General features: G+C 70.3%; 17 protein-coding genes. 8 read left to right on the top strand and 9 right to left on the bottom strand.

What is annotated here, in order from left to right; genetic code table 11:
* Window positions 1–5 precede the first annotated feature (5 nt).
* The 4 genes from AD72_RS09680 to AD72_RS09695 form a co-directional block, all read right to left on the bottom strand.
* Window positions 6–1,949: a YhgE/Pip family protein gene (locus tag AD72_RS09680; protein WP_031466107.1), complete on the bottom strand. Its 1,944-nt coding sequence runs from the start codon at window positions 1,947–1,949 to the stop codon at window positions 6–8.
* Window positions 1,946–3,070 (bottom strand): hypothetical protein, encoded by a 1,125-nt coding sequence (locus AD72_RS09685; RefSeq protein WP_051898351.1) that lies wholly within the window; start codon window positions 3,068–3,070, stop codon window positions 1,946–1,948. Before AD72_RS09685 ends, AD72_RS09680 begins: the two co-directional genes overlap by 4 nt.
* A 185-nt stretch (window positions 3,071–3,255) precedes the next feature.
* Window positions 3,256–4,173 (bottom strand): GNAT family N-acetyltransferase, encoded by a 918-nt coding sequence (locus AD72_RS09690; protein ID WP_031466109.1) that lies wholly within the window; start codon window positions 4,171–4,173, stop codon window positions 3,256–3,258.
* Entirely contained in the window at window positions 4,170–4,991 is an 822-nt protein-coding gene (locus AD72_RS09695; RefSeq protein ID WP_051898383.1) for a class I SAM-dependent methyltransferase, read from the bottom strand. The genes AD72_RS09690 and AD72_RS09695 overlap by 4 nt, the downstream gene beginning before the upstream one ends.
* A gap of 263 nt (window positions 4,992–5,254) precedes the next feature.
* Between AD72_RS09695 and rpsA the strand changes: the two genes are divergently transcribed.
* Entirely contained in the window at window positions 5,255–6,739 is a 1,485-nt protein-coding gene (gene rpsA / locus AD72_RS09700; RefSeq protein ID WP_031466111.1) for a 30S ribosomal protein S1, read from the top strand.
* Between the two features lie 127 nt (window positions 6,740–6,866).
* A complete protein-coding gene (locus AD72_RS09705; RefSeq protein WP_031466112.1) occupies window positions 6,867–8,261 on the top strand; it encodes a class II 3-deoxy-7-phosphoheptulonate synthase in 1,395 nt (464 codons plus the stop codon).
* Window positions 8,262–8,324: 63 nt separating this feature from the next.
* On the opposite strand, the gene pknB is transcribed toward AD72_RS09705, so the two are convergent.
* Window positions 8,325–10,277, bottom strand: coding sequence for a Stk1 family PASTA domain-containing Ser/Thr kinase (gene pknB / locus AD72_RS09710; RefSeq protein WP_231644775.1), 1,953 nt, complete (start codon window positions 10,275–10,277; stop codon window positions 8,325–8,327).
* Window positions 10,278–10,348: 71 nt separating this feature from the next.
* On the opposite strand from pknB, the gene AD72_RS09715 reads away from it, so the two are divergent.
* The gene (locus tag AD72_RS09715; RefSeq protein WP_020495151.1) at window positions 10,349–10,714 is read left to right on the top strand and encodes an Rv2175c family DNA-binding protein; all 366 of its coding nucleotides are present in this window, start codon (window positions 10,349–10,351) and stop codon (window positions 10,712–10,714) included.
* On the opposite strand, the gene mptB is transcribed toward AD72_RS09715, so the two are convergent.
* Complete coding sequence (mptB, locus tag AD72_RS09720) at window positions 10,711–12,300, bottom strand: polyprenol phosphomannose-dependent alpha 1,6 mannosyltransferase MptB (protein WP_037345265.1); 1,590 nt, start codon at window positions 12,298–12,300, stop codon at window positions 10,711–10,713. The two genes, AD72_RS09715 and mptB, sit on opposite strands and share 4 nt — an antisense overlap.
* 150 nt (window positions 12,301–12,450) lie before the next feature.
* Here mptB and AD72_RS09725 point away from each other — a divergent pair, with 150 nt between their 5' ends.
* Window positions 12,451–13,338 carry a methylenetetrahydrofolate reductase gene (locus AD72_RS09725; protein WP_031466115.1) on the top strand — a complete coding sequence of 296 codons (888 nt, stop codon included), beginning with the start codon at window positions 12,451–12,453 and terminating at the stop codon, window positions 13,336–13,338.
* Window positions 13,339–13,349: 11 nt separating this feature from the next.
* Window positions 13,350–15,017 (top strand): DUF885 domain-containing protein, encoded by a 1,668-nt coding sequence (locus AD72_RS09730; RefSeq protein WP_031466116.1) that lies wholly within the window; start codon window positions 13,350–13,352, stop codon window positions 15,015–15,017.
* Here the strand turns inward: AD72_RS09730 and AD72_RS09735 are convergent.
* The gene (locus tag AD72_RS09735) at window positions 15,012–15,575 is read right to left on the bottom strand and encodes a GNAT family N-acetyltransferase (protein ID WP_031466117.1); all 564 of its coding nucleotides are present in this window, start codon (window positions 15,573–15,575) and stop codon (window positions 15,012–15,014) included. The genes AD72_RS09730 and AD72_RS09735 overlap by 6 nt on opposite strands.
* Window positions 15,576–15,586: 11 nt before the next feature.
* A complete protein-coding gene (locus AD72_RS09740) occupies window positions 15,587–16,093 on the bottom strand; it encodes a YbaK/EbsC family protein (protein ID WP_031466118.1) in 507 nt (168 codons plus the stop codon).
* 255 nt (window positions 16,094–16,348) lie between these two features.
* Between AD72_RS09740 and AD72_RS09745 the strand changes: the two genes are divergently transcribed.
* The 3 genes from AD72_RS09745 to coaA all read left to right on the top strand — a co-directional run bounded on the left by AD72_RS09745 (window position 16,349) and on the right by coaA (window position 18,843).
* The gene (locus AD72_RS09745) at window positions 16,349–16,801 is read left to right on the top strand and encodes an SAV_6107 family HEPN domain-containing protein (protein ID WP_082468838.1); all 453 of its coding nucleotides are present in this window, start codon (window positions 16,349–16,351) and stop codon (window positions 16,799–16,801) included.
* A gap of 149 nt (window positions 16,802–16,950) precedes the next feature.
* Window positions 16,951–17,769, top strand: a complete 819-nt coding sequence (locus tag AD72_RS09750) for a maleylpyruvate isomerase family mycothiol-dependent enzyme (protein WP_031466120.1) — start codon at window positions 16,951–16,953, stop codon at window positions 17,767–17,769.
* A gap of 147 nt (window positions 17,770–17,916) precedes the next feature.
* A complete protein-coding gene (coaA, locus tag AD72_RS09755) occupies window positions 17,917–18,843 on the top strand; it encodes a type I pantothenate kinase (protein WP_031466121.1) in 927 nt (308 codons plus the stop codon).
* 12 nt (window positions 18,844–18,855) lie between these two features.
* Here the strand turns inward: coaA and AD72_RS09760 are convergent, their stop codons facing one another.
* Window positions 18,856–23,502, bottom strand: a complete 4,647-nt coding sequence (locus AD72_RS09760; RefSeq protein WP_031466122.1) for an ATP-dependent helicase — start codon at window positions 23,500–23,502, stop codon at window positions 18,856–18,858.
* Between the last annotated feature and the right edge of the window lie 34 nt (window positions 23,503–23,536).

The following is a 23,536-nucleotide window of genomic DNA, read 5'->3' on the forward strand; positions in this document are numbered from 1 at the left end:
CCCGGCTACAGGGCGAACTCCGGGCGCACCCGGTTCGCCGTCCACACCCGCTTGCGGCGGGCGGCGACCATGCCGAGCACCAGCCCGAGGATGCCCCACAGTATGAGTACCCCGACATCGATCGCGGTCGCGGTGAGCGTGCCGCCGTAGCAGAGCTGGCGTATCCCATCGGTCGCGTAGCCCATCGGCAGCACGGTGTTCAGCCCCTGCAGCACCGCGGGCAGGGTTTGCGCGGGATAGGCACCGCCGCTGGTGAACAGCTGCAGCACCAGCAGCGCCAGGCCGATGATCCGGCCCACCGAGCCGAACAGCGCGCCGAGCCCGTGCAGCAGCGCGGTGAAGCTGAGCCCCACGACGATCAGGAACACCGCGGCCAGGATCGGCTGTGAGGGTTTGATACCGATCGCGAACACCACGGTCACGTACACGACGATGGCCTGCACGACCGCGAACGCCGCGGCGGGCAGCCAGCCGCCGACCGCGGTGCGCCACACCGAGGCACGGGCGGCCAGCGCGCGGGAGGACAGCGGGCGCAGCAGCAGGAACAGCGCGAACGCGCCGACCCACATGGCGAGGGCCAGGAAGAACGGGGCAAGACCCGCGGTGTAGCTGCTCGCCTTGGCCACCCCGTCGGAGGAGACGTTGACCGGATCGGCGGGATTCTTGCCCGCCTCGCCGACCGGGCTCGTGGTCAGCTGCTGCTGGATCTGGCTCGCGGATCCGGCCAGCGATCCGGCGTCGTTGCGCAGCTGCGTGGAGCTGCCGACCAGTTTCGAGGTCGCGTCCGCCGCGCCCTTGGCGCTGTCCCGGGCCTGGCCCGCGGGGCCGACGAGCCGACCGGCGCTGGTGGCCGCGTCGGAGACCGGTTTGGCGATGCCCGGGGCGGCCGCGGAGAGCTCGGTGGCCTCACTCGAGGCCTGCTTCGCGCTGTTCACCGCGGTGCTGAGCTGGCTGCCCGAGTCGTGCACCTTGGTGTTCGCATCGGCGAGCTTTCCCTTGGCGTCGTTGACGATGCCGAGCACCTTGTTCAGCTCGGCGGGGGAGACCTTGCCCTCGAGCTCGTCCCGGATGTCCCCGCTCATTCCGTCGATCTGACCGGTGAATCCGCTGGCCGCCTCGACGAACTGGGAGCCGGCCGAGGAGAACGAGGAACCGGAATCGGCGGCCTTCTTGGTGTCGTCGGCGATCTTGCCCGCCTGCTGCGGAAGCTGATTCGCCTTGTCCCGCGCGGCATTGAGCCCGTTGGTCATATCGGTCATGCCGTCGCCGACCTGCTTGCTCTGCTGGGAGATCTGCTGCTGGGTGGCGTTGAGCTTGCCGATCGCGTCCGAGACGCCGACGGCTCCGTCCCGGGTCTTGCTCGCCCCGTCGGCGAGCTGCTTCGCGGTCTCTCCGGCATTGGCCAGCTGACCGCCCGCCGGGGAGAAGCCGATGAGCAGCCGGTTCGCCGCGTCCGGGCCGACCTCCTGGGAGACGGCGTCACGCACCGATTTGGAGACCGACTCGGCGATCGGTGCCGCGAGATAGTTCTGCGCGTTGCTGGTGGTCAGCCGCAGCAGGCCCTTCTGGTCCCCGCTGCGCTGCGGCGCGGTGAGCGCGGCCGAGAACTCCGGCGGGAGGGTCAGCGAGAAGGTGTACTTCCCGGACTTCAGGCCGTTCGCCGCGTCCTCGGGGTTGGTGCGCGTCCAGTCGAAGCCGCGCGCGCTCTGCAGCGCGGTCCCGACATCCTGGCCGACGTTGACCGCGTTGCCACCGGACTGCGCGCCCGTGTCCGAGACGACGAGCGCGGCGGGCAGCTTGTTCAGCTTCTTGCCCGGATCATCGTTGGTGACCAGGTACATCGAGCCGTAGACGAGCGGGACGAGGATGAGCGCGATGGTCACGAGCAAGGGCATCCTGCCCGAGGTCACCCTGCGCAGCTCCCCAAGGGCAAGGCGGATGGTGGTCACGAATCCTCCCGGTCGACAACGTGGTGCAGGGTGGTGGTCTCTTCGGGGTCGCCGCCGTGTGCGGGCGGCTGCGCCTCGCCGGTGTCGTCGCCGGCGAGCCGGGCGCTGATCCCGCTGAGCGAGTCCCAGCGCCGCGTCGGCTCGGACGGCTGCTCCGCGGGCGCGGCGGGTTCCTCGAAGTCCGCGTCGCTGTAGTGGTGCTCGCTGTACTGGTGGTCGCCGAGCCGCGGTTCGTCCTCGAGTGCCGGTGGTTCGTCCTCGAGGGCCCGATCATCCTCAAGGAAAATGGGCTGCATCGTGGTCTTCTCGGCGTCGGTCTCCTCGGGCACCTCCTCGGGGGCCCGGTCTCCCCAGAACTCCTCGTAGGAGTGCTCGCCGCTGATGTAGCCCTCTTCGGGGTGGCCCCCTGCGGGGTACACATCGCCGTACTGGGTGCCGAAGCTGGGATCGGTCGGCGGGACATCGGCGAACTGCACTCCGTCCGGGCCGATCGTGATCGGCGGCGGCTGCTGCATCTGGCCGACCTTCGCGGTCTCCGGGTGCAGTCCGCGCGCGGTGCCGTCGGCACAGAGCACGACGACCCCGAGGCCGCGCTGGGCCTGGCGCAGTGCGACCGACCACCAGGTCTGCGCATCACCGGTGTGCCGGTCCGGGGTGTCCAGGATCAGGATCCGGACCTGTTCGTCCGCGAGCGCGAGCTCCACGAGCAGCCGGGTGCGCAGCGGTGCGGGCAGGGTCTCGAAGCGGTATTTCGCGTACTGCTCGGCGTGCTGTTCGACGAGCCAGTCCTCCACGGTCGCGCGGCCCGCGGGCTGGCGGGCGAGCGCGAGCGATTCGGCGACGACCGCGGCGAGGGTGCGGGAGGGCTCCGGTTCGGTGACCCGTGGCGCGTCGACGATCGCGACATGCTCACGCAGTGCCGCCTGATTCCCCTCGCCGTCGAGCAGTACCGCGCCGTCGTCCGGTTCGATCCGCCCGGAAAGCGCGAGCGCCAGCGTCGTCGCTTCGTCGCCGAGACAGCGCACGACGGTGAGCTGTCCTTCGGCCACCAGCAGCGAGGTCGGCGGCAACAGCTGCTTGTAACGGCCGTTGACGGCTATGTGGCGAGCATGGATGTCCAACGGGGTTCCCTCTATCGAACGGTATCGAGTTTTTCGCCGGTGAGATGCACAGGCAACCTACCGTGTGGGATACACACGGTGACACACCTGTCGACTAAGCAGAGATACCGCGCATCGGCGGGCTGGCGTGGGCTTTCCCGCCCGAACCCCCCGAACGGGTGGTGCTTGCCTGAACGGGTGGTTCTCTACTGCAGCGCGCGCGCCGGGCGCACCTCCCAGACGGTCCACAATGGACGGTAACCCTGCCGTGGCCAGAACACCGAGGAAAGCGGATTTGCCGGATTGTAATAGAGATAGTCCCCCGTACGGTCCGCAGGAAGTTCCGCGTGCGCCCGCGCCATGAGCGCCCTGCCGACCCCGGAGGCGCGCCATCGCCGGTGCACCGAAAGGCAGTTCACGTAGCCCCACAGCCCTTCGGGGAGCAACCGCGGCCTGCTGTCCTCGTCGAGCAGGGCCGCGCGGAACTGCACCGTGCCCGCGGCCTCGCCGTCCCGTTCGGCGAGCAGCATCGGGAATCGGTCGTCCAGCCAGTCGCGCAGCGCCGTGGCCTTGAGCCGTTCGGCGTCCTCGCGGACCACGGCGGAACCGACCCGCGCGGCGAACCGCAGTTCGGCCATGGCCAGCTCGAGCAGGTCGGGGAGGTCGTCCTCGCCGGCCCGCCGGACGGGGGTGCCGTTCTCCCTCGGCTCCTCGACCGGGGGACCGGTGCGCACGGCGAGCACGGTCAGCGGGGCGAAACCGTGCCGCAGCAGCACCTGGGTCGCCTCGGTGTCCCGGCTCGGCCAGGTGAGCAGGCAGGCGGAGTCCACGCCCGGATCGCGGCGGTCGTCGAGCAGTTCCCGCCAGCGCCGCAGCAGCGGATCCAGCTCGGCACCCGAGGCGACCAGGGGATACAGCTGCTGGCTCACCCGCGCCGACCACAGGCTCGACGCGGTCCCCGGTGGGTGCGACTCCTCGCGGAGCAGCGCGAGCAGCGGTTTGCGGTCCTCGCTCAGCGCACCGATGGGTTCCCCGCCGTGGGGTAGCACGGGAGTGGGCAGCAGCGGGTCGAGCGCCGCGAAATGCGCCGCCTGGGCCCGGACGAAGGACTCCGGCGCGGTCACGAGAGCGGTTCCGGCGGCTTGTGCGTGCAGAAGATGGCGGTCCCGGGGAACAGCGCGCCGCGCAGCGGGGTCCACTGTCCCCATTCCCGAGTGAACCCCGGCGGCCACTCCGGTTCGACCAGCCGGTGCAGCACCAGCCCCGCCGCGGCGATCGCGCCCACGAAGTCCCCGAGGGTGCGGTGGTGCTCCACGTAGGTGGCGTGGCCGTGCGCGTCCACCTCCACGTACGGGGTCCGGTCGAAGTAGGACTGGGTCACCGTCAGGCCGGCCGGTCCGCCGACATCGGGGAAGGCCCAGCGCATCGGGTGGCTCACCGCGAACACCCAGCGGCCTCCCGGTTTCAGCACCCTGGCGACCTCGGTGAACACCGCGGTGACCGAGGCGACGAACGGGACCGCGCCGAACGCGGAGCAGGCGTGGTCGAAGGATCCGGAGGCGAACGGCAGGTGTTCCGCATCGGCCTGGATCAGGGCGAGCGTGTCCGAGGCGGATCGGGCGTAGCCGAGCATCGCCTCGGACACATCCAGCCCGACCGGGCGGGCGCCCTGCCCGGCGAGCCAGCGCGAACAGGGCGCCGATCCGCAGCCGAGCTCGAGGATCCGCCGCCCGCTCAGTTCACCGGGCTCGCCGAGCAGCCGGGCGTCCTGCTCGCGCAGCCCCTCCGGGCACCACACGAAGTCGGCGGCACCGTTCGCGCCGAGGAATTCGCCGTGTGTCCGGTGATAGTCCTCGGCATCGGCGTTCCACCAGGCGCGGTTGGCGCGCGCGGACTCCGCGGAACCGGCCTCGCGGGCCTCGATTCCCACCGTGCCAAGCATTTCCTCGGCCCGTGCGTGCCGGTTCTCGGTCACCGGAGTACCCTTCTTCCCTGTTCATCCGACCCTGGTTTGCCGCTGCGCAAGCCCGCCGCGTACCATACTTTTGCGCAGTGGGTAGATGCTGTCTGCGATAGTCACCTCTGGCGTCAGACGCTGTTTCTCGTGGGGTCGTCGCGTTCGATTCGCCTCAGCGTAGGCCCGCGGCGCGCGCACATTGTCCAAAGCACATACCTACGATCATCCGTACCGGAGCCACCTACCACATGTCCATCGACACCACCGCCGCCCCGACGACCACACAGGTCGCGATCAACGACATCGGGTCGGAGGAAGACTTCCTCGCCGCCATCGACAAGACGATCAAGTACTTCAACGATGGCGACATCGTCGAAGGCACCATCGTCAAGGTCGACCGCGACGAAGTGCTGCTCGACATCGGTTACAAGACCGAGGGCGTGATCCCGTCACGCGAACTGTCCATCAAGCACGATGTCGACCCGAACGAGGTCGTCACCGTCGGCGATGAGGTCGAGGCCCTCGTCCTCCAGAAAGAGGACAAGGAAGGCAGGCTGATCCTGTCCAAGAAGCGCGCTCAGTACGAGCGCGCCTGGGGCACGATCGAAGAGCTCAAGGAAAAGGACGAGCCGGTTCGCGGCACCGTCATCGAGGTCGTCAAGGGCGGCCTCATCCTGGACATCGGGCTCCGCGGCTTCCTCCCCGCCTCGCTGGTGGAGATGCGCCGGGTTCGCGACCTGCAGCCCTACGTGCACAAGGAGCTCGAGGCCAAGATCATCGAGCTGGACAAGAACCGCAACAACGTGGTGCTCTCCCGCCGCGCCTGGCTGGAGCAGACCCAGTCCGAGGTGCGCAGCGAGTTCCTCAACGCGCTGGCCAAGGGCCAGGTCCGCAAGGGCGTCGTGTCCTCCATCGTCAACTTCGGTGCGTTCGTGGACCTCGGCGGCGTCGACGGTCTGGTGCACGTCTCCGAGCTGTCCTGGAAGCACATCGACCACCCGAGCGAGGTCGTCGAGGTCGGCCAGGAAGTCACCGTCGAGGTGCTCGACGTGGACATGGACCGCGAGCGCGTCTCCCTCTCGCTCAAGGCCACCCAGGAAGACCCGTGGCGCCAGTTCGCCCGCACCCACGCGATCGGCCAGATCGTGCCGGGCAAGGTCACCAAGCTCGTCCCGTTCGGCGCGTTCGTGCGCGTCCAGGACGGCATCGAGGGTCTGGTGCACATCTCCGAGCTCGCCGAGCGGCACGTGGAACTGCCCGAGCAGGTCGTGCAGGTCGGCGGCGAGGTCATGGTCAAGGTCATCGACATCGACCTGGAGCGGCGGCGTATCTCGCTCTCGCTCAAGCAGGCCAACGAGGGCTTCACCCCGGACTCGGAGTTCGACCCGACGCAGTACGGCATGACCGCCGACTACGACAACGAGGGCAACTACATCTACCCCGAGGGCTTCGACCCGGAGACCCAGGAGTGGCAGGAAGGCTTCGACAAGCAGCGTGAGGAGTGGGAGCGGCAGTACGCCGAGGCCCACCGCCGCTACGAGCAGCACATGGCGCAGGTCGCCCGCGCGGCTCAGCTCGACGCCGAGGCCGGTGCCGAGGGCGGCGAGGACACCGGTGCCCCCGCGACCGACGGCGGATACTCCTCCGCTCCGGCCGCGCCGTCCACCAACGGCGGCACCCTCGCCTCCGACGAGCAGCTCGCCGCACTGCGCGAGAAGCTCTCCGGTAACTGAGCGACAGTTCCCGAAGGAACGGCCCCACGCGTTTGCGTGGGGCCGTTTCTCGTGTCCGGTGGTGTGCCCCGGCACAGTGAACCACCCAGGTCATGAGCCGATCGTGGGGCGGCATTAGTCTGGTCTCGTGACATCTTGGACCGTCGACATCCCGGTTGACACCCTTCCGGAACTACCGCCCCTTCCGCCGCACCTGCGTACCAACCTCGACGAGGCGCTCGCCCGCCCCGCGGCACAACAGCCGCAGTGGCCGGATGCCGAGCAGACCCGGCAGGTGCGCACGGTGCTGGAGAGCGTGCCGCCGGTGACGCTGCCGAACGAGGTGGCCCGCCTGCAGGAGCGGCTCGCCGAGGTGGCGCGCGGGGAAGCCTTCCTGTTGCAGGGCGGCGACTGCGCGGAGACGTTCGAGACCAACACCGAGCCGCACATTCGCGGCAACATCCGCACGCTGCTGCAGATGGCGGTGGTGCTGACCTACGCGGCCTCCACCCCGGTGGTGAAGGTGGCGCGGATCGCCGGCCAGTACGGCAAGCCGCGGTCCAACGAACTGGACGCCTTCGGGCTCCCGGTGTACCGGGGCGACATCGTGAACTCGCTGCACACCAGCGAGCAGGCCCGGATTCCCGATCCCTCGCGGATGATCCGCGCCTACGCGAACGCGAGCGCGGCGATGAACCTGGTGCGCGCGCTGACCTCGGAGGGCATGGCCGATCTGCACCGGGTGCACGACTGGAACAAGGACTTCGTGCGCACCTCGCCCGCGGGTGCCCGGTACGAGGCGCTCGCCGGGGAGATCGACCGCGGGCTGCGATTCATGAACGCCTGCGGGGTCACCGACCATTCGCTGCACGGCACCGAGATCTTCGCCAGCCACGAGGCGCTGCTGATCGACTACGAGCGTGCCCTGCTGCGCATGGACACCTCGGATCCGGCCGACCCGAAGCTGTACGACCTGTCCTCGCACTTCCTCTGGATCGGGGAGCGCACCAGGGAACTCGACGGGGCGCACATCGCGCTCGCCGAGCTGCTGGCGAACCCGGTCGGGGTGAAGATCGGCCCGAAGACCACCCCGGAGCAGGCACTCGAATACGTGCACCGGCTCGACCCGCACAATGTGCCCGGCAGGCTGACCCTGGTCTCCCGGATGGGGAACACGAAGGTGCGCGAGGTGCTCCCGGCGATCATCGAGAAGGTCGAGGCCAGCGGGCACAAGGTGATCTGGCAGTGCGACCCGATGCACGGCAACACCTACGAGTCCTCCACTGGCTACAAGACCCGGCACTTCGACCGGATCGTGGACGAGGTGCACGGCTTCTTCGAGGTGCACAACTCGCTGGGCAGTCACCCCGGCGGCATGCACGTCGAGCTGACCGGTGAGGACGTCACCGAATGCATCGGCGGTGCCCAGGACATCTCCGACACCGATCTGTCCGGGCGCTACGAGACCGCGATGGACCCGAGGCTGAACACCCAGCAGTCCCTCGAGCTCGCCTTCCTGGTCGCCGAGATGCTGCGCGGCTGAACGAGCCAACAGAGGAACCCGGCCACCGACCAGGTGGGCCGGGTTTTTCGCGTCCTGCGGCCGTTACGGCAGCGCGTTCAGGGTGATCTCGGTGCCCGGGGCGACCGTGGTCTCCGGCGGGGTGGACTGGGTGAGCACCTGCGAATCGTCACTCTGCAGGAACTGGTGCACCTGCACCTTCAGCCCGAGCCCTTCCAGGGTGGAGCGTGCCTCGCCGACCTTCTTACCGGTCACATCGGGTAGCTGCACCCCGGTGGATACCACGACCCCGACGCGGCGGTCGGCGTCCGCGGGCACGCTGGCGCCGGCCGCGGGATTGGTCTGCAGCACGGTGCCCGGTTTGCCCGAGCCGGTGAACTGCCCGGGCAGGTCGTAGGGGCTCAGCCCGGCTTTGCGTAGTGCCTGGAACGCGTCGTCGTGCGCGGAACCGGTGACATCCGGGACCTTGATCGGCGCGACTCCCTTGGACAGCACCAGGGTCACCTCGGCGTTCCCGGGCAGCGGGGTGCCGGGGGAGGGGGTCACGGCGAATACCGCGCCCTTGGCCACCGAGGGGCTGTAGCGGTCCCCGGAGGAGTCGTGCACCGGCCGCAGCCCCGCGTTCCGGATCGCCTGCTCGGCCTCCTGCCTGCTGGTGCCCGGTTCGATCTTCGGGACCTTCGGCTTCCCGGTGGACACCACGAGCTCGACCTGGCTGCCACGCAGCGCGTCCGCCCCGGTCGACGGATTGGAACTGATCACGGTGCCCGCGGGAACCGTGTTGTTCTGCCGCATGGTCAGCCGCGTGGTCAGGTCGGCCTGTTCCGCGTTGTGCTGGGCCTGCGTCTTGCTCAGCCCGGACAGCGCGGGCACCGCGGTCCATCGCCCGGAGCCGAACCACCAGGCGCCCACGCCGATGAGCGCGGCGAGCAGCAGCACGAGTACCAGGACCACGGCCAGCCAGCGCCTGCTCCGCCGCCGGTCCTTGCGGTACCCGGCGCTCGGATCCGGTGCGACCGGCTCGGCCTGGGTCTCGGTGGCCGGTTCCGGTTCGAGCACCTCCGCGGCCGAACGGGTGAACATCCTGGTCCCGGACGGGCCGCCGTGGTCGACGGGTCCGGTCGCCGCTTCGAGGTTGGTGAGCGTGGGCGGCGCGGCAACCGGGACGGGAACCTTCGGCAGCCCGAGGCCACCGCGCACCCGTTCGATGGCGAGCGCCAGATCGGCCGCGTTCTGCTGGCGCGCCGCCGGGTCCCGCCGGGTGGCCTGCAGCACGAGGTTGTCCAGCGCGGGGGCCAGATCCGGGCGCAGCTCACCGGGGGCGGGCACGTCCTCGTGCACGTGCCGGTAGGCGACCGAGAGCGCGGTGTCCCCGTTGTACGGCGGGCGGCCGGTGAGCATCTCGAACAGCAGGATCCCGAGCGCGTACACGTCGCTGCGCGGATCGGCGTCCCCGGTGGCGACCTGTTCGGGGGACAGGTAGGCGACCGTGCCGAGGATGACGTTCCCGGTGGAGAGGCTGGACCCGCTCAGCGCGCGCACCAGTCCGAAGTCAGCCACCTTGACCGCGCCCCCGCCGTGCTCCTGCCAGCCGATGAGCACGTTCTCCGGCTTGATGTCGCGGTGCACGAGCCCGGCCCGGTGCGCGGCGGTGAGCGCGGAGGCGACCGGTTCGGCGATGGCGAGGGCGAGCGCGGGATCCAGTGGCCCGCGTTCCTCGAGCAGATCGCGCAGGGTTCCCCCGGAGACGAGCTCCATGACCAGGTAGACGGCCGCCTCGTCGATGCCCTGGTCGTACACGGCGACGATGTTCGGGTGGTGCAGCTTCGCCGCGGCGCGCGCCTCCAGCTCGAAGCGGCGCATGAAGGTGGGATTGTCTGCGAGTTTGCGATCCATCACCTTGATCGCGACCGGTCGCTCGAGCCGCAGGTCAAGGCCTGCGTACACGGTCGACATACCACCTGTGGCGAGCAGCGAGTCCACCCGGTACCTGCCCTCGAGCACCGTGCCTGCCATGTCCGCGACTCCACTCGTCACAGCTGTTGATCGTACTGGTGCGCGCCGAAACCCCGTGCTTGCCGGCCGCCGCGTGTGGCACAGTAGTCGCCGTGAGTTCGATTCCCCTCGCCGAGGACGTGCTTGACGCCGACTCGGCCGTCATCCCGATCTCCGAGCTCGCCGGCCAGGTCGGCGTTCCCGTGTCCAAGCTGCAGCAGATGGTGCGTGACGGGCAGCTCATCGCGCTCCGGAGGGACCGCGAGGTGTGCGTGCCCGCGGACTTCGTCGACGAGTCCGGCGTGGTCAAGGGCCTCACCGGCACGATGACGGTGCTCTCCGACGCCGGGTTCACCCGCTCCGAGTCGCTGCGCTGGCTGTTCACCGCCGACGAGTCCCTTCCCGGGCGCCCGATCGACGCGCTGCGCGGGAACCGGGGCACCGAGGTCAAGCGCCGCGCCCAGGCGATGGCCTTCTAGGCGGACCGCTCCGGCGATCCCGGTCCGGCGGCACTGTCCCGCGCGAGCAGGAAGTCCGGTTCGTGCGCGGACAGCCGCAGCGGGTCCGGGCGCACCAGCGCGAGGGCGGCGAGCGCCGCGACCACGGCACAGCAGGCCACGTAGAGCCAGTTGTACAGCGCGGTGTCCCCGGACGGATAGGTCACGAGCACCAGCCACACCGAGGCGCCCGTGATCGCGACCAGTCCGGTCCCGGAGTAGACGAGGACCGCACCGAGGGTGATCGGCCAGCTGAAGTACCAGGGCAGGCAGGCCGGGCCGAGCAGGGCCAGCGCGAGCAGGGCGATGTTCGAGCGGCGCACCGCCTCCGATCCGCCGACCCGGGCACGCCACCACTGCCAGATGACCAGCACGGCGAGCACGGCTTCCCCGATCAGCCGCATGCTCTCGATGAACAGGCCACCGGGCAACCGGGCGAACCAGCCGCCGACCATGTCCAGGAACTGGCCGATCGCGCTCGGGATGGAAAGCCAGTTCACGATCGCGCTCGAGGAGGACAGCGCGGGGATCCAACCGAGGTCCACCCCGGCGAGCAGGGTGATCCCGCCGAACACGACCGCGACCACGGCGATCCCGCCCGCGGCCGCGATGACGAACCGCCGCCAGGCCGGACCGCGCAGCTTGCCCGCCCACACCCACACCAGGAAGGGCAGCACCAGGGCGGCACTGGCCTTGATCGCGACCGCCACGGTCACCATGGCGAATCCGCTCACCGGTTTGCGCTCCAGCACCAGCACGATGCCGAGCAGCATGAACCCGACCATGGGCAGATCGTTGTGCCCGCCGCCGATGAGGTGCACCAGGATCAGCGGGTTCGCCGCGCCGAACCAGAGCGCGAGCTCGGGGCGCCCGCCGAAATGCCTGGCCAGCCTCGGGATGGCCCACACGATCAGCGCGAAACCGGGGAGCATGAGCAGCCGGATCAGGATCACCCCGGGGATGATCTGCTGTCCGGTCACCGCGACCGTGGCCTTGGCGACCAGCACGAACAGCGGCCCGTACGGTGCCGGGGTGTTCTGCCACACCCAGCTCACGTTCTCCGCGAGCGCGCCGGAGAGCACCGAGGGGCCCACCTGGTAGGGATCGAAGCCGTGCAGCGCGATATCGCCCTGTGCCAGGTAGGAGTAGATGTCCTTGGAGAACAGCGGCGGGGCGAACACCAGCGGGAGCGTCCACGCCGTGATCGCGTACAGCACGCAGCGTTTGCCGAGGCGGCGCGCGCGCACCGCACGGCCGAGCCGGATCCACGCCCAGATCAGCATGGCGAGCCCGGCGTAGAGGGCCACGGTGGCCAGCTGGCGCCCGTGCCCATAACGGATCCAGGCCAGCGGCCCGGTGGAGAGCAGGGGGTCGTGGGCGAGCGTGGCACCGGCACCGACCGCGGCCAGCGCCATCACGCAGGAGCCGAGGAAACCGAGCAGGAGCAGGGCTCTCGGCAGCTGCCCGACGCGCTCGGATTCCGGGGAGTCAGGGCTTTCCCCGGCATGACCGACCGGCGTCGAACCCTGTTCGGCGCTGCTGATCGAGAGTGAACGAGTCGTGGCCATCGCGGCACGTATGGTCGCACAACGGCGTTCGGGGGAATTCGCGGTCCCCATATCAGGGACTGGGAAATCGGTCGATGACCCGCACGAATCGGGCTTACCTTGTCACACAGCACTCTACGGGGTGCCGGATTGTGACTAAGGTTGTTCGTTATGACCTCGGTAGTACAACGACTGGAAACTGGCCAGCCAACGTTCTCCGTGGAGTTCTTCCCTCCTCGTGACGCGGAGGACGAGCAGATCCTCTGGCGGGCCATCCGCAATCTGGAAGTGCTCGATCCCGCCTATGTCTCGGTCACTTATGGCGCGGGAGGACACAACAGGGACCGCACCATCCGGACCACGGGCAGGATCGCGAGCGAGACCACCTTGGTGCCGATGGCGCACCTGACCGCGGTCGACCACTCGGTGACCGAGTTGCGCAATGTGCTCGGCTGGTACGCGGCCGTCGGCGTGCAGAACGTGCTCGCGATCCGTGGCGATCCGCCAGGAGACGTGAACGGGGAATGGATCCCGCACCCCGAGGGGCTGCGCTATGCCGAAGAACTCGTGGAGCTCGTGCGCGAGCTCGGCGACTTCTGCGTCGGGGTCGCCGCCTCGCCGTACGGACATCCCCGTTCCACCGATCTGGAAAGCGACACCAAGTACCTGGTACGCAAGCTCAACGCGGGTGCGGACTTCGCGATCGCGCAGCTGTTCTTCGCCCCGGAGGACTTCCTCCGGCTGCGGGACCGGATCGCGGCAGCGGGCTGCGAGAAGCGGATGATCCCCGGAATCCTCCCGCTGACCACGAAGAAGACCCTCGCCAAGACGGCGGAGCTTTCCGGGGCGCCGATCCCGGACTGGCTCGCGCGCAGGCTCGACCCCTACGCCGACGACCCCAAGGGGTTCCGGGCCGCGGGCATGGATGTGATCGCCGAGAACTGCCGCAGGCTGCTCGACGAGGGAGTGGACAACCTGCACTTCTACACCTTCAACCGGTCCAAGGCGACCAGTGAGCTGGTCGAGCGCCTCGGCCTGGTGCCCGCGCGCACCGGGTAACGTGCTCGGGCATGCGAGACAACAGCGTGCATGCCCGGGTGGATGAGTACGTTCGCGACTATGTCGGGCTCGACCCGGTCACCGCGACCGTGATCGGTGAGCAGGGCAGTGATGCCCTGCTCACCGATTTCTCTCCGGAGGCGGTGACCGAGCGGGCCGAACTCGGCAAGCGTGCACTGGCCGAGGTGCGGCGCATCGAACCGGCCGATGACGCCGAACGGATCGCCAAGGCCGTGTTCACCGAACGCATGGAGGTCGCGGGGGAGCTGTTCGACGCCGGTGCGGAAATCGGTGCGCTGAACGTCATCGAGAGTCCCGTGCACTCGCTGCGCGAGGTCTTCGACCTCATGCCTGCCGAGACCGAACAGCAGTGGGCCACGCTGGCCGCGCGCATGCGTGCCCTGCCGCGTGCCCTCGAACAGGTGCGCGCGGGACTCGAGCAGGCGGCCCGCACCGGGCACACCGCCGCGGTGCGCCAGGTGGACAAGGTCGCCACGCAGTGCGCGCGCTGGTCGGGGGACGGTGGCCGGTCCTATTTCCACGGGCTGCTGGACGGCGCACCCGAGGCGCTGGCCGATGAGCTCGGCGCGGCCGCGGACACGGCGGCGGGCGCGTACGCGGGGATGAGCGAGTACCTGCGCGAACAGCTGGCCCCGAAGGCGCCGCGGGCGGACGCGGTCGGTGCCGAGCGGTACCGGTTGCACTCCCGGCAGTTCACCGGGGCGGTGCTGGACCTGGACGAGGCCTATCAATGGGCCTGGGAGGAGTTCGCCCGGATCGAGGCCGAGATGGTCGAGGTCGCCGGGCGTATCGAACCGGGAGCGAGCCCCGCGCGGGCCGCCGAACTGCTGGACGCCGATCCGCGCCACCGGGTCAGCGGTATCGACGGGCTCGCCGCCTGGCTGCAACAGGTCTCCGACGAGGCGCTGGATTCCCTGCGGGACACGCACTTCACGCTGCCCGAAGAGCTCATGCGGCTGGACTGCAAGATCGCCCCGCCCGGTGGGGTGCTCGGCGCGTACTACATCGGGCCGACCGATGATTTCGGCAGGCCGGGCAGCATGTGGTGGTCGGTGGACCACGAGCAGCCGAGCTTCCCGGTCTGGCGGGATGTGACCACCGTCTACCACGAGGGTGTTCCCGGACATCACCTCCAGGTCGCCACGGCCGTCTACCACGCCGACCGGCTCAACCGGTTCCAGCGGCAGCTGTGCTTCATCTCCGGGCACGGCGAGGGCTGGGCACTCTACGCGGAGCAGCTGATGCGCGAACTCGGCCACCTCGGTTCGGACCACGCCCTGCTCGGCCTGCTCGACGCGCAGATCTTCCGCACCGCGCGGGTGCTCGTGGACATCGGCATGCACCTCGAACTGCCCATTCCGGCGGGCACCGGGTTCCACGAAGGGCAGCGGTGGTCACCCGAACTCGGGCTGGAGTTCATGACCACGCGCACCCTCGGCGCGCACGACTATCTCGCCGACGAGGTGGACCGCTACCTCGGCTGGCCGGGGCAGGCGCCCTCGTACAAGCTGGGCGAGCGTGCCTGGCTGGCCGCGCGGGAACAGGCCCGTTCCCGGGCGGGGGAGTCGTTCGACAGCAAGGCCTTCCACGGGCGGGCGCTCGAACTGGGCCCGATCGGGCTGGACGCGCTCGGCGCCGAGCTGGCCCGGTCGCTATAGCGGCAGGGTGCGGCCGAGCACCGCGAACGGCCGTGGATCGCCGACGAACTGGTGCCTGCGGAGCACATCCAGGAAACCGAGCCGCCGATAGAGCCGCCAGGCCCGGCTCTCGCCCTCCGGGGTGGACAGCAGCACGTGCCGGGAGCGCACATCCCGGAGCAGCGAGCGCAGCAGCCGCTCCCCGAGACCGGTGCCCTGCCGGTCCGGGCGCACGTGCAGCTCGGTCAGCTCGAAATAGTCGCTCATCCAGGCCGACGCGGCCGCCTCGCCCCCGGTCTTGAGCAGCCCGCCGCGTACCTGTTCGTACCACCACTGGCCGCGCTGGCCGGTGTAGCCGTACGCGATCCCGGAAAGCGAGTCGCCGTGCAGCGCGGCGACGCAGCGCCAGCCGGGACGGAGCATGTGCGCGAGCCACATCGGGGCACGCGCGTCCACCGTCCCCTTCGGATACCCCATCGCCTCGACATAGATCGAGAGCGCTTCCCGCAGGTGTGCTCGCAGATCCTCCGCGGTGAACTCGAGAATCTGGGCGTCGTCTGGTTTCTGCTGCGGCGTCATGGCCGTTCCGGTCAGGCGACGGTCGCTTCGGAGCCGCCGGTGAGTGCCACCAGATCGGCGAAGCTGGTCGGGTAGACCGTCTTGGGATGCCCGGCGGCGGCCCAGACCACCGGGTACTCGGCGAGCGCGCGGTCCACGAGGGTGCGGATCGGTTCCGGATGCCCGATCGGGGCGACCCCGCCGATCACCTGGCCGGTGTGCTCACCGACGAAGGCCGCGTCGGCCTTGCCGACCGTGTCCGCGCCGACGAGTCCGGCGAGCTTGCCGGTGTCCGCGCGATGCGCTCCGGAGGTGAGCACCAGCAGCGGGCTGTGCCGGGTTCCGTGTACGGCGGTGAACACGAGGCTGTTCGCGATGGCGCCCGGTACGACGCCCAGTGCCGCGGCCGCGGCCGCGGCGGTGCGCACCTCGTCCCCCAGGACGCGAATGCCCTCGGCCGCCTCCCGCTGGCCGGAAGCGAGCAGGGCGGCGCGCACTTTCGCCACCGAGCGGTGATCGGTCTCCGGCTGCGCGGTCATATCGCTCCTTACCTCGTCCCTGCCGTAGACAGGGGTTCATCAGATCACGCGGCGCCACCTCGGCGATAGCGGGTTTGACCGTGCCACGGGAAGAGGGGTTGAGCGGGGCCGCCCGGCGAGCTACAGTGGTGTTCGAACATACGTTCGATAGAGCTTCGGTGAAGTCCGGAGAAGGCACTCGGTGCCTGTCTTCGGTGAAGGTCTTCAGTGAATGTCTTCGACGGTGGCCTGGACGATGGCTTGGAGGAGGACGGAATGTCGGCGCTCATTGATTTCCCAGTCGGCGTGCGGCGTGGACCGGGGCGGGTCCTGGAACGGAAGGTGGCGTTCGACCCGGCCTCGGCTGCCGTTCCGCTGCTGCGCGAGGCCGACCGTGCCCTGCTCGAAGCGGAGTGGGAGGCGGAACCGACGGGCAAGTTCACCTCCGCCTATCTCGCCGCGCTGCGCGGTGCGGCCGCGATGCTCGCGCTGCGCGGGCGGCCGCACCGGGGCAGGTCCAAGCCGACGAGCGCGTGGCTGCTGTTGTCGAAGGTGGCTCCCGAGCTCGGCGAGTGGGCGGAGATCTTCGCCGCGGTCTCCCCGGTCAACGCCGCGGTCAGCGCGGGGATCCACAAGCCGATGACGCCCGGGTTCGCCGAGGACATGGTGCGCAAGACCGGGCAGTTCCTCGCGGTCGTGGAACGCGCGATGACCCAGCGGGAGCCGTGATCGTGTACGGAGGCACCGGTACCGCACCGAGGACGCCGAGGCAGTGGCGTTCCCGGGGACCGATGCTGGGCGAACCTCCGGGGGCGGCGCGGTTCGCGCGGTGGAGGAACGACCGGGGGAGCGAACGGGGAAGGGAGACGGGGACGGTCATGGGTGAGCCGGGCATCGACTACGGGCGGATGCTCGAGGTGCTCGACCTCGAGGTGGAGCTGCTCGCCGATGCCACGCACCGGGCGCCAAGCGATCGGGTGGTCACCGCCTGCCCCGGTCTCACGCTCGGCGAGACGGCCCGGCATGTCGGGGCCATCTACCGGATGCTGTTCACCTGGCTCAGCGACGGGGTGCGGCCCACGGAATGGCGGCGCACCCCGAAGAAGGGGCAACCGGTCGTGGACTACCTCCACGAGGGCTACGCCTCGCTGCGGTCCCGGTTCGCCGCGCACGGTCCCGCGGATCCCTGCGTCACCTGGTATCCGCCCCAGCAGCACTACGGATTCTGGGTGCGCAGGATGCTGCACGAGACCACGGTGCACCGCTACGACGCGCAGATCACGGCGGGGATCGAGCGGGCCCCGGTCGCGCAGGAGATCGCCACCGACGGCGTGGACGAGGTGCTCTCGGTCTGGTTCGAGCACCGCCTCGCCGAACTCGGGATCCGGGCGAACAAGACCGCGGGCGTGCTCGTGGAGACCGGGGGCAGGCGCTGGCTGGCCCGGATGAGCAGGCAGAACATCGAGGTGCGCGAGGTCGAGGGGCAGGGCGAACGGCTCGGCGAGGACAACGGCAAGGTGCGCTACGTGGTGGATGCCGTGGTGCGCGGTTCTCCCCTCGACGTGTATTTGTGGCTGTGGGGGCGGGCGCCGTTCGGCAGGGGGTTCGTCGAGGTGATCGGTTCCGCGGGGGAAGGGACCGAACACGAGGATGCCGTCGCCCAGATGTGGGCACTGCTACGCCTGGCGACCCGGTGATCCGTGCGGGCCGCCCGCGTGGCGCTCGCGGATTCGCAGGGCAAGGAGTTCTGCATTCCGGCGCCGCGTTGACAATGAGTTCGCCGTGTGATTGAGGCCATACCCTGCGAGGATGAATCCGGCGGGGTGCACGTGCAGACTGTGCGGGTGCCTCGCGTCCGCGAACTGAGCCCGTATGTCGAACTGAACCGTGACCAGTGGCGAGAGTTGCGGGCCACCACACCGCTTCGTCTCACCGATGCGGAACTGAACAGACTGCGCGGTATCGGCGAATCCATCGTGCTCGATGAGGTGGCCGATATCTACCTGCCGCTGTCCCGGTTGATCAACCTCCAGGTGGCGGCCCGGCAGCGGCTGCACGCCGCCACGACGACGTTCCTGGGGGAGCGTGCCGAGCGGGTGCCGTTCGTCATCGGGATCGCGGGCAGTGTCGCGGTCGGCAAGTCGACCACCGCGCGGTTGCTGCGCGCGCTGCTCGCGCACTGGCCGGATCACCCGAGGGTGGATCTGGTGACCACGGACGGCTTCCTGCTCCCGACCGCGGAGCTGGAGCGGCAGAACCTCATGCACCGCAAGGGCTTCCCGGAAAGCTACGACCGGCGCGCCCTGGTGCGGTTCGTCTCCGAGGTGAAGGCGGGCGCCGAGGAGGTGCACGCCCCGGTCTACTCCCATCTGAGCTACGACATCGTGCCCGGCGAGTCCCAGGTGGTGCGCAAGCCGGACATTCTCATCGTGGAGGGGCTCAACGTCCTCCAGCCCGCCGCCCGGCTCGCGGTCTCCGACCTGTTCGACTTCTCGATCTACGTGGACGCGCACGTCGAGGACATCCGCAACTGGTACGTGAACCGCTTCCTGCGGCTGCGGGACACCGCCTTCGCCGATCCGCAGTCCTACTTCCACCACTATGCCGCGCTCAGCGACGAGGAGGCGCGGGCCACCGCCGCCGGGATCTGGACGAGCATCAACGAACCCAACCTGGTGCACAACATCCGCCCGAGCCGGGGCCGCGCCAAACTGGTGCTGCAGAAGGGGCCCGATCACTCGATCAACCGGGTGCGGCTGCGCAAACTCTGAACGCCGCCGGGCTCAGGCGCGCAACCGCAGTCCGGACGGGGTGGAGCGGAATCCGGCCTCGGCGAGGATCCCGTGCAGCGCCGAGGTGAGCGCGGAGGCGCCATCGGCCTTGCGCACGGTGAGCGTGTCGAGCCTGCCGTCGTGCACCGCCTCGGCCAGCGCCCGGGCCGCGGCACCGAGCAGCGCCTGGTCCTCGGTGAAGCTCAGCAGCGAGCGGCCGCCGCGTTCGAGGTAGAGCGCCGGTGCCCCGTCGGTGAGCACGACCACGGCCCCGGCCTTGCGCCCCGGCCGGTGCCGCGTCTCACCGAGCGCCTCCGGCCAGGCGAGCGCGGCCCCGTAGGGCTGCGCCGGATCGGTCGCGGCCAGTACGAGCACCGAGCCCGGATCGGTTTCCCCGCCCCGGCCGCCCGGTTCTCCGGGGCCCGCGAGCGCGCGCAGCCGGTCGACGGCCCCGTGCGCGGCGAACTGCGCCGCCCCGAGCCCCTCGACCACATAGCCGCGCACCACCTGGCCGGATTCCTCCATCGCCCGCAACACCCGGTACACACCGGAGAATCCGCCGCTGACCCGTTCGGTCTCCAGCGCGCCCCTGGTGAGCACTCCGTGCCGTTCGAGGAACACCTCGGCGCGCGCGTGCGCCCGCCGGGTCGGACCGGTGTCCCGCGCGGGAATCAGCGACCAGCGCCCGGCCACGGTGGGCGGGCCGGTGCGGGAGGGCATCGGAGCGCGGCCGTAGCTTCCGCGCACCCGGGCGTAGCGCCCGCGCGCGGGCGGGCGGCGCTGGCGATGCGCCGTGCCCGATCCGGACAGCAACGAACGCAGTGGGCTGAGCGTGTCATTGGTGACCAGTCCGGCCCAGACCAGATCCCACAGCGCGGCGACCAGATCCGCATCCGCCGGTGCCCGTTCCCCTTCGGCGGAGAAGGCGGCGCCCACCTTGTCGGCGAGCTGCCGGAAGAACAGTGCCCCGCCCTCGAGTGCGTCCCGCAGCCTCCGGTGCACCGCGGTGTCCGGTGGGTCCGGCTCCGCCTCGGGCAGGACGAGCTCGGCGATATCGGCCGGGGCGAGGCAAAGCCAGCCGTCGTTGCCCGCGAGCGTCCCGCACCCGGTCCACACCACCTCACCGGCCGCGGTGAGTTCGTCGAGCAGCGCGGGGGAGTAGCCGGGCAGCCGGGCCCGGAACACGAGCGGTTCGAGCGCGGAGGCAGGCAGCGGAACCCCGGCGAGCTGTTCGACCACGCCGAGCACGTCGTCCACGGTCGGGGCGGCGTTCAGCCGGGACCGCCTGCGTTCCGCCTCGTCCGCGGGTGGCGCCGCGATCCCGTGCCAGACCGGGAGGAACCGGCCGAGCGCGCGCTGTTCCACCGGTTCGACCTCGGCGCGCAGCCGGGCCAGCGAGGCGCGCCGCAGCCTGCGCAGCACCTCGGCGTCGCAGTACTCGACGCCGCCGCTGCCCTCGGGGTGCAGTTCGCCGCGCACCAGCCGCCCGGAACCGGCCATCCGCTCGAGCACCCCGGTGACCACCGAGACGCCGAGCCCGAACCGGGCGGCCGCCTCGCTCGCCGGGAACGGCCCACGGCAGCGGGCGTACCGGATCAGCAGTTCGCCGAGCGGGTCGGCGACCGGTTCGAGGAACGCCTCGGGGATCCCGACCGGAAGGGCGACCCCGAGCGCGTCCCGGAACCGGCCCGCGTCCTCGATCGGGATCCACCGCAGGCTGCCCGCGATGCGCACCTCGAGCACCCGCCGCTCCCGCTCGAGTTCGGTGAGCCAGTCCGGTTCGATGCCCCGCTCGGCTGCCTCCTCGGTGCTCAGGTCGCCGAGGAAACGCAGCAGATCGGCGGCCTGCTCGGGAGAAGTGGCCCGGCGATCCTCGGCGCGCCGCTGCAACTGCGCCTCGATCTCGGCGAGCACATCCGCGTCGAGCAGTTCCCGGATCGCCTCGGTGCCGAGCAGCTCCGCGAGCAACGTGGAATCCAGTGAGAGCGCCGCGGCCTTCCGTTCGGCCATCGGGATCTCGCCCTCGTAGAGGTACATCCCCACATAACCGAACAGCAGGCTGCGCGCGAACGGGGACGGTGCCTGGGTGGTCACATCCACCACCCGGACCTTGCGCGTGCGGATCTCGGTCAGCAGGGTGCGCAGCCCGGGGACGTCGTACACGTCCTGGATGCACTCCCGCATCGCCTCGGCGACAACGGGGAACTGTTCGAACCGGGAGGCGACCGAGAGCAGCTGCGCGGCGCGCTGGCGCTGCTGCCACAGCGGGGAGCGCTTGCGCGGATCGCGGCGGGGCAGCAGCAGGGAGCGTGCCGCGCATTCCCGGAACCGGGCGGCGAACAGCGCCGAGGAGCCGAGTTCCGCAGTGATCACCTGGGCGATCTCCTCGGGATCGAGCAGCACATCCTCGGCGAGGATCAGCGGATCCCGCTCGGTCTCGGTTTCCTCGAGCTGTTCGAAGGAGGTGGGCAGCCGCAGCACGATCCCGTCATCGGAGTGCGCCAGCTGCACGTCGAGGCCGCGCCGCTCGCGCAACCGGGCCCCGATCGCCAGCGCCCACGGGGCGTTCACCTGGGCACCGAACGGGGAGTGCACCACGACCCGCCAGTCGCCGAGCTCGTCCCGGAACCGTTCCACGAGCACCGTGCGATCACTGGGCACGTGCCGGGTCGCCGCCCGCTGTTCGTCCACATAGGACAGCAGGTTCTGGGTCGCCCATTCGTCGAGACCCGCTGCGGCGCACCGGTTTCGCGCCGGGTCCGGGTCCGCGGACGAGATCTCCCGCAGGAACGCGCCGACCGCCCTGCCCAGCTCGAGCGGGCGCCCTACCGTCTCGCCCTTCCAGAACGGCATCCGCGCGGGAACCCCGGGAGCGGGTGTCACGATCACCCGGTCATGGGTGATGTCCTCGATCCGCCACACCGAGGTGCCGAGCAGGAAAGTGTCCCCGACCCTGGACTCGTAGACCATCTCCTCGTCCAGCTCACCGACCCGGCGACCGGTGCGCGCGCCGTTCTCGTCCGGCGGCGTGGTCACCGTGTACAGGCCGCGGTCCGGAATGGTGCCCCCGGAGGTGGCCGCGAGCCGCTGCGCTCCCGGGCGCCCGCGCAGGGTTCCGGTGACCCGGTCCCAGGTGATCCGTGGGCGCAGCTCGCCGAAGTCCTCGCTCGGATACCGCCCGGAGAGCATGTCCAGCACCGCGTGCAGCGCCTGCTCGGGCAGCGCGGCGAACGGTGCCGCCCGGCGCACGAGCGCGGCGAGCCGGTCGAACTGCCAGTCCTGCACCGCGACCATCGACACCACGTGCTGGGCGAGCACATCCAGTGGATTGCGCGGATACCGCACCGCCTCGATCGCGCCCTCGGACATCCGTTCGCTCGTCACCGCCGCGGACACGAGGTCGCCGCGGAACTTGGGGAACAGCACGCCCGCCGAGGCCGCGCCGACGTGGTGGCCCGCCCTGCCGATGCGCTGCAGCCCGGATGCGACCGTCGGCGGGGCCTCGACCTGTACGACGAGGTCAACCGCGCCCATGTCGATACCGAGCTCCAGCGAGGAGGTCGCGACCACGCAGGGCAGGGTGCCCGATTTCAGCTCCTCCTCGGCGATGGTGCGCTGTTCCCGGGACATCGAGCCGTGATGGGCGCGCGCGATCGTCGGCGCCGCGCCGTAGGAGATCCCGGACTCGCCGATCGCCTCGGCGGGGAACTCGGTCAGTTCGACCGACTCCGCGGCGAGCTCGTTGAGCCGGGTGGTCAGCCGTTCGGCGAGCCGCCGCGAGTTGGTGAACACGATCGTGGAGCGGTGTGCGGTGACCAGTTCGTGGATCCGCCGTTCCACCGCCGGCCAGATCGAGGCGGAGGGCTGGCCAGCGGTGTCGGTGTCCTTGTCCTCGCCGAGGGTGCCCAGATCGGGAACCGGGACCTGCACCGAGATGTCGATGGTCTTCGTGTTCGGCGGGCGCACCACGGTGACCGGGCGGCCCCCGGTGAGGAAATCGCCGACCTCCTCGACCGGGCGCACCGTCGCGGAAAGGCCGATGCGCTGGGCCTGGACACCGGTCAGCTCGTCCAGCCGTTCCAGGGAAAGGGTCAGGTGCGCGCCCCGCTTCCCACCGGCGAGGGCGTGCACCTCGTCCAGGATCACCGTGCGCACTCCGCGCAGTGACTCGCGCGCCTGCGAGGTCAGCAGCAGGAACAGTGACTCCGGGGTGGTCACCAGGATGTCCGGTGGCTTGGTGTGGAACGCCCGCCGTTCACTGGCCGGGGTGTCCCCGGTGCGCATGCCGACGGTGATCTCGTCCACCGGTTCACCGAGGCGCCGCGCCGCGCCGCGGATCCCGGTCAGCGGGGCGCGCAGGTTGCGTTCCACGTCGACCGCGAGGGCCTTGAGCGGGGACACGTAGAGCACCCGGCAGCGATGCTCGCGCTGCTGCGGCGGATCCGCGCTGGCCAGTGAGTCGATCGCGGAGAGGAAAGCGGACAGCGTCTTGCCCGAACCGGTCGGGGCGACGACGAGGGTGTGCTCTCCGCGCCCGATCGCCGTCCAGGCGCCCTCCTGGGCGGGCGTCGGCTCGGCGAACGCCTCGCTGAACCACAGCCGGGTCGCCGGGGAGAACCCGTCGAGCGCGGCGGTCTCGGTTCGGTCGTCGGGGCACATGCCACCAGTGTGCGGCAGGAGTACGACATTTTTC

The organism is Sciscionella sediminilitoris, from assembly GCF_000737195.2.
GTDB lineage: Bacteria > Actinomycetota > Actinomycetes > Mycobacteriales > Pseudonocardiaceae > Sciscionella > Sciscionella sediminilitoris.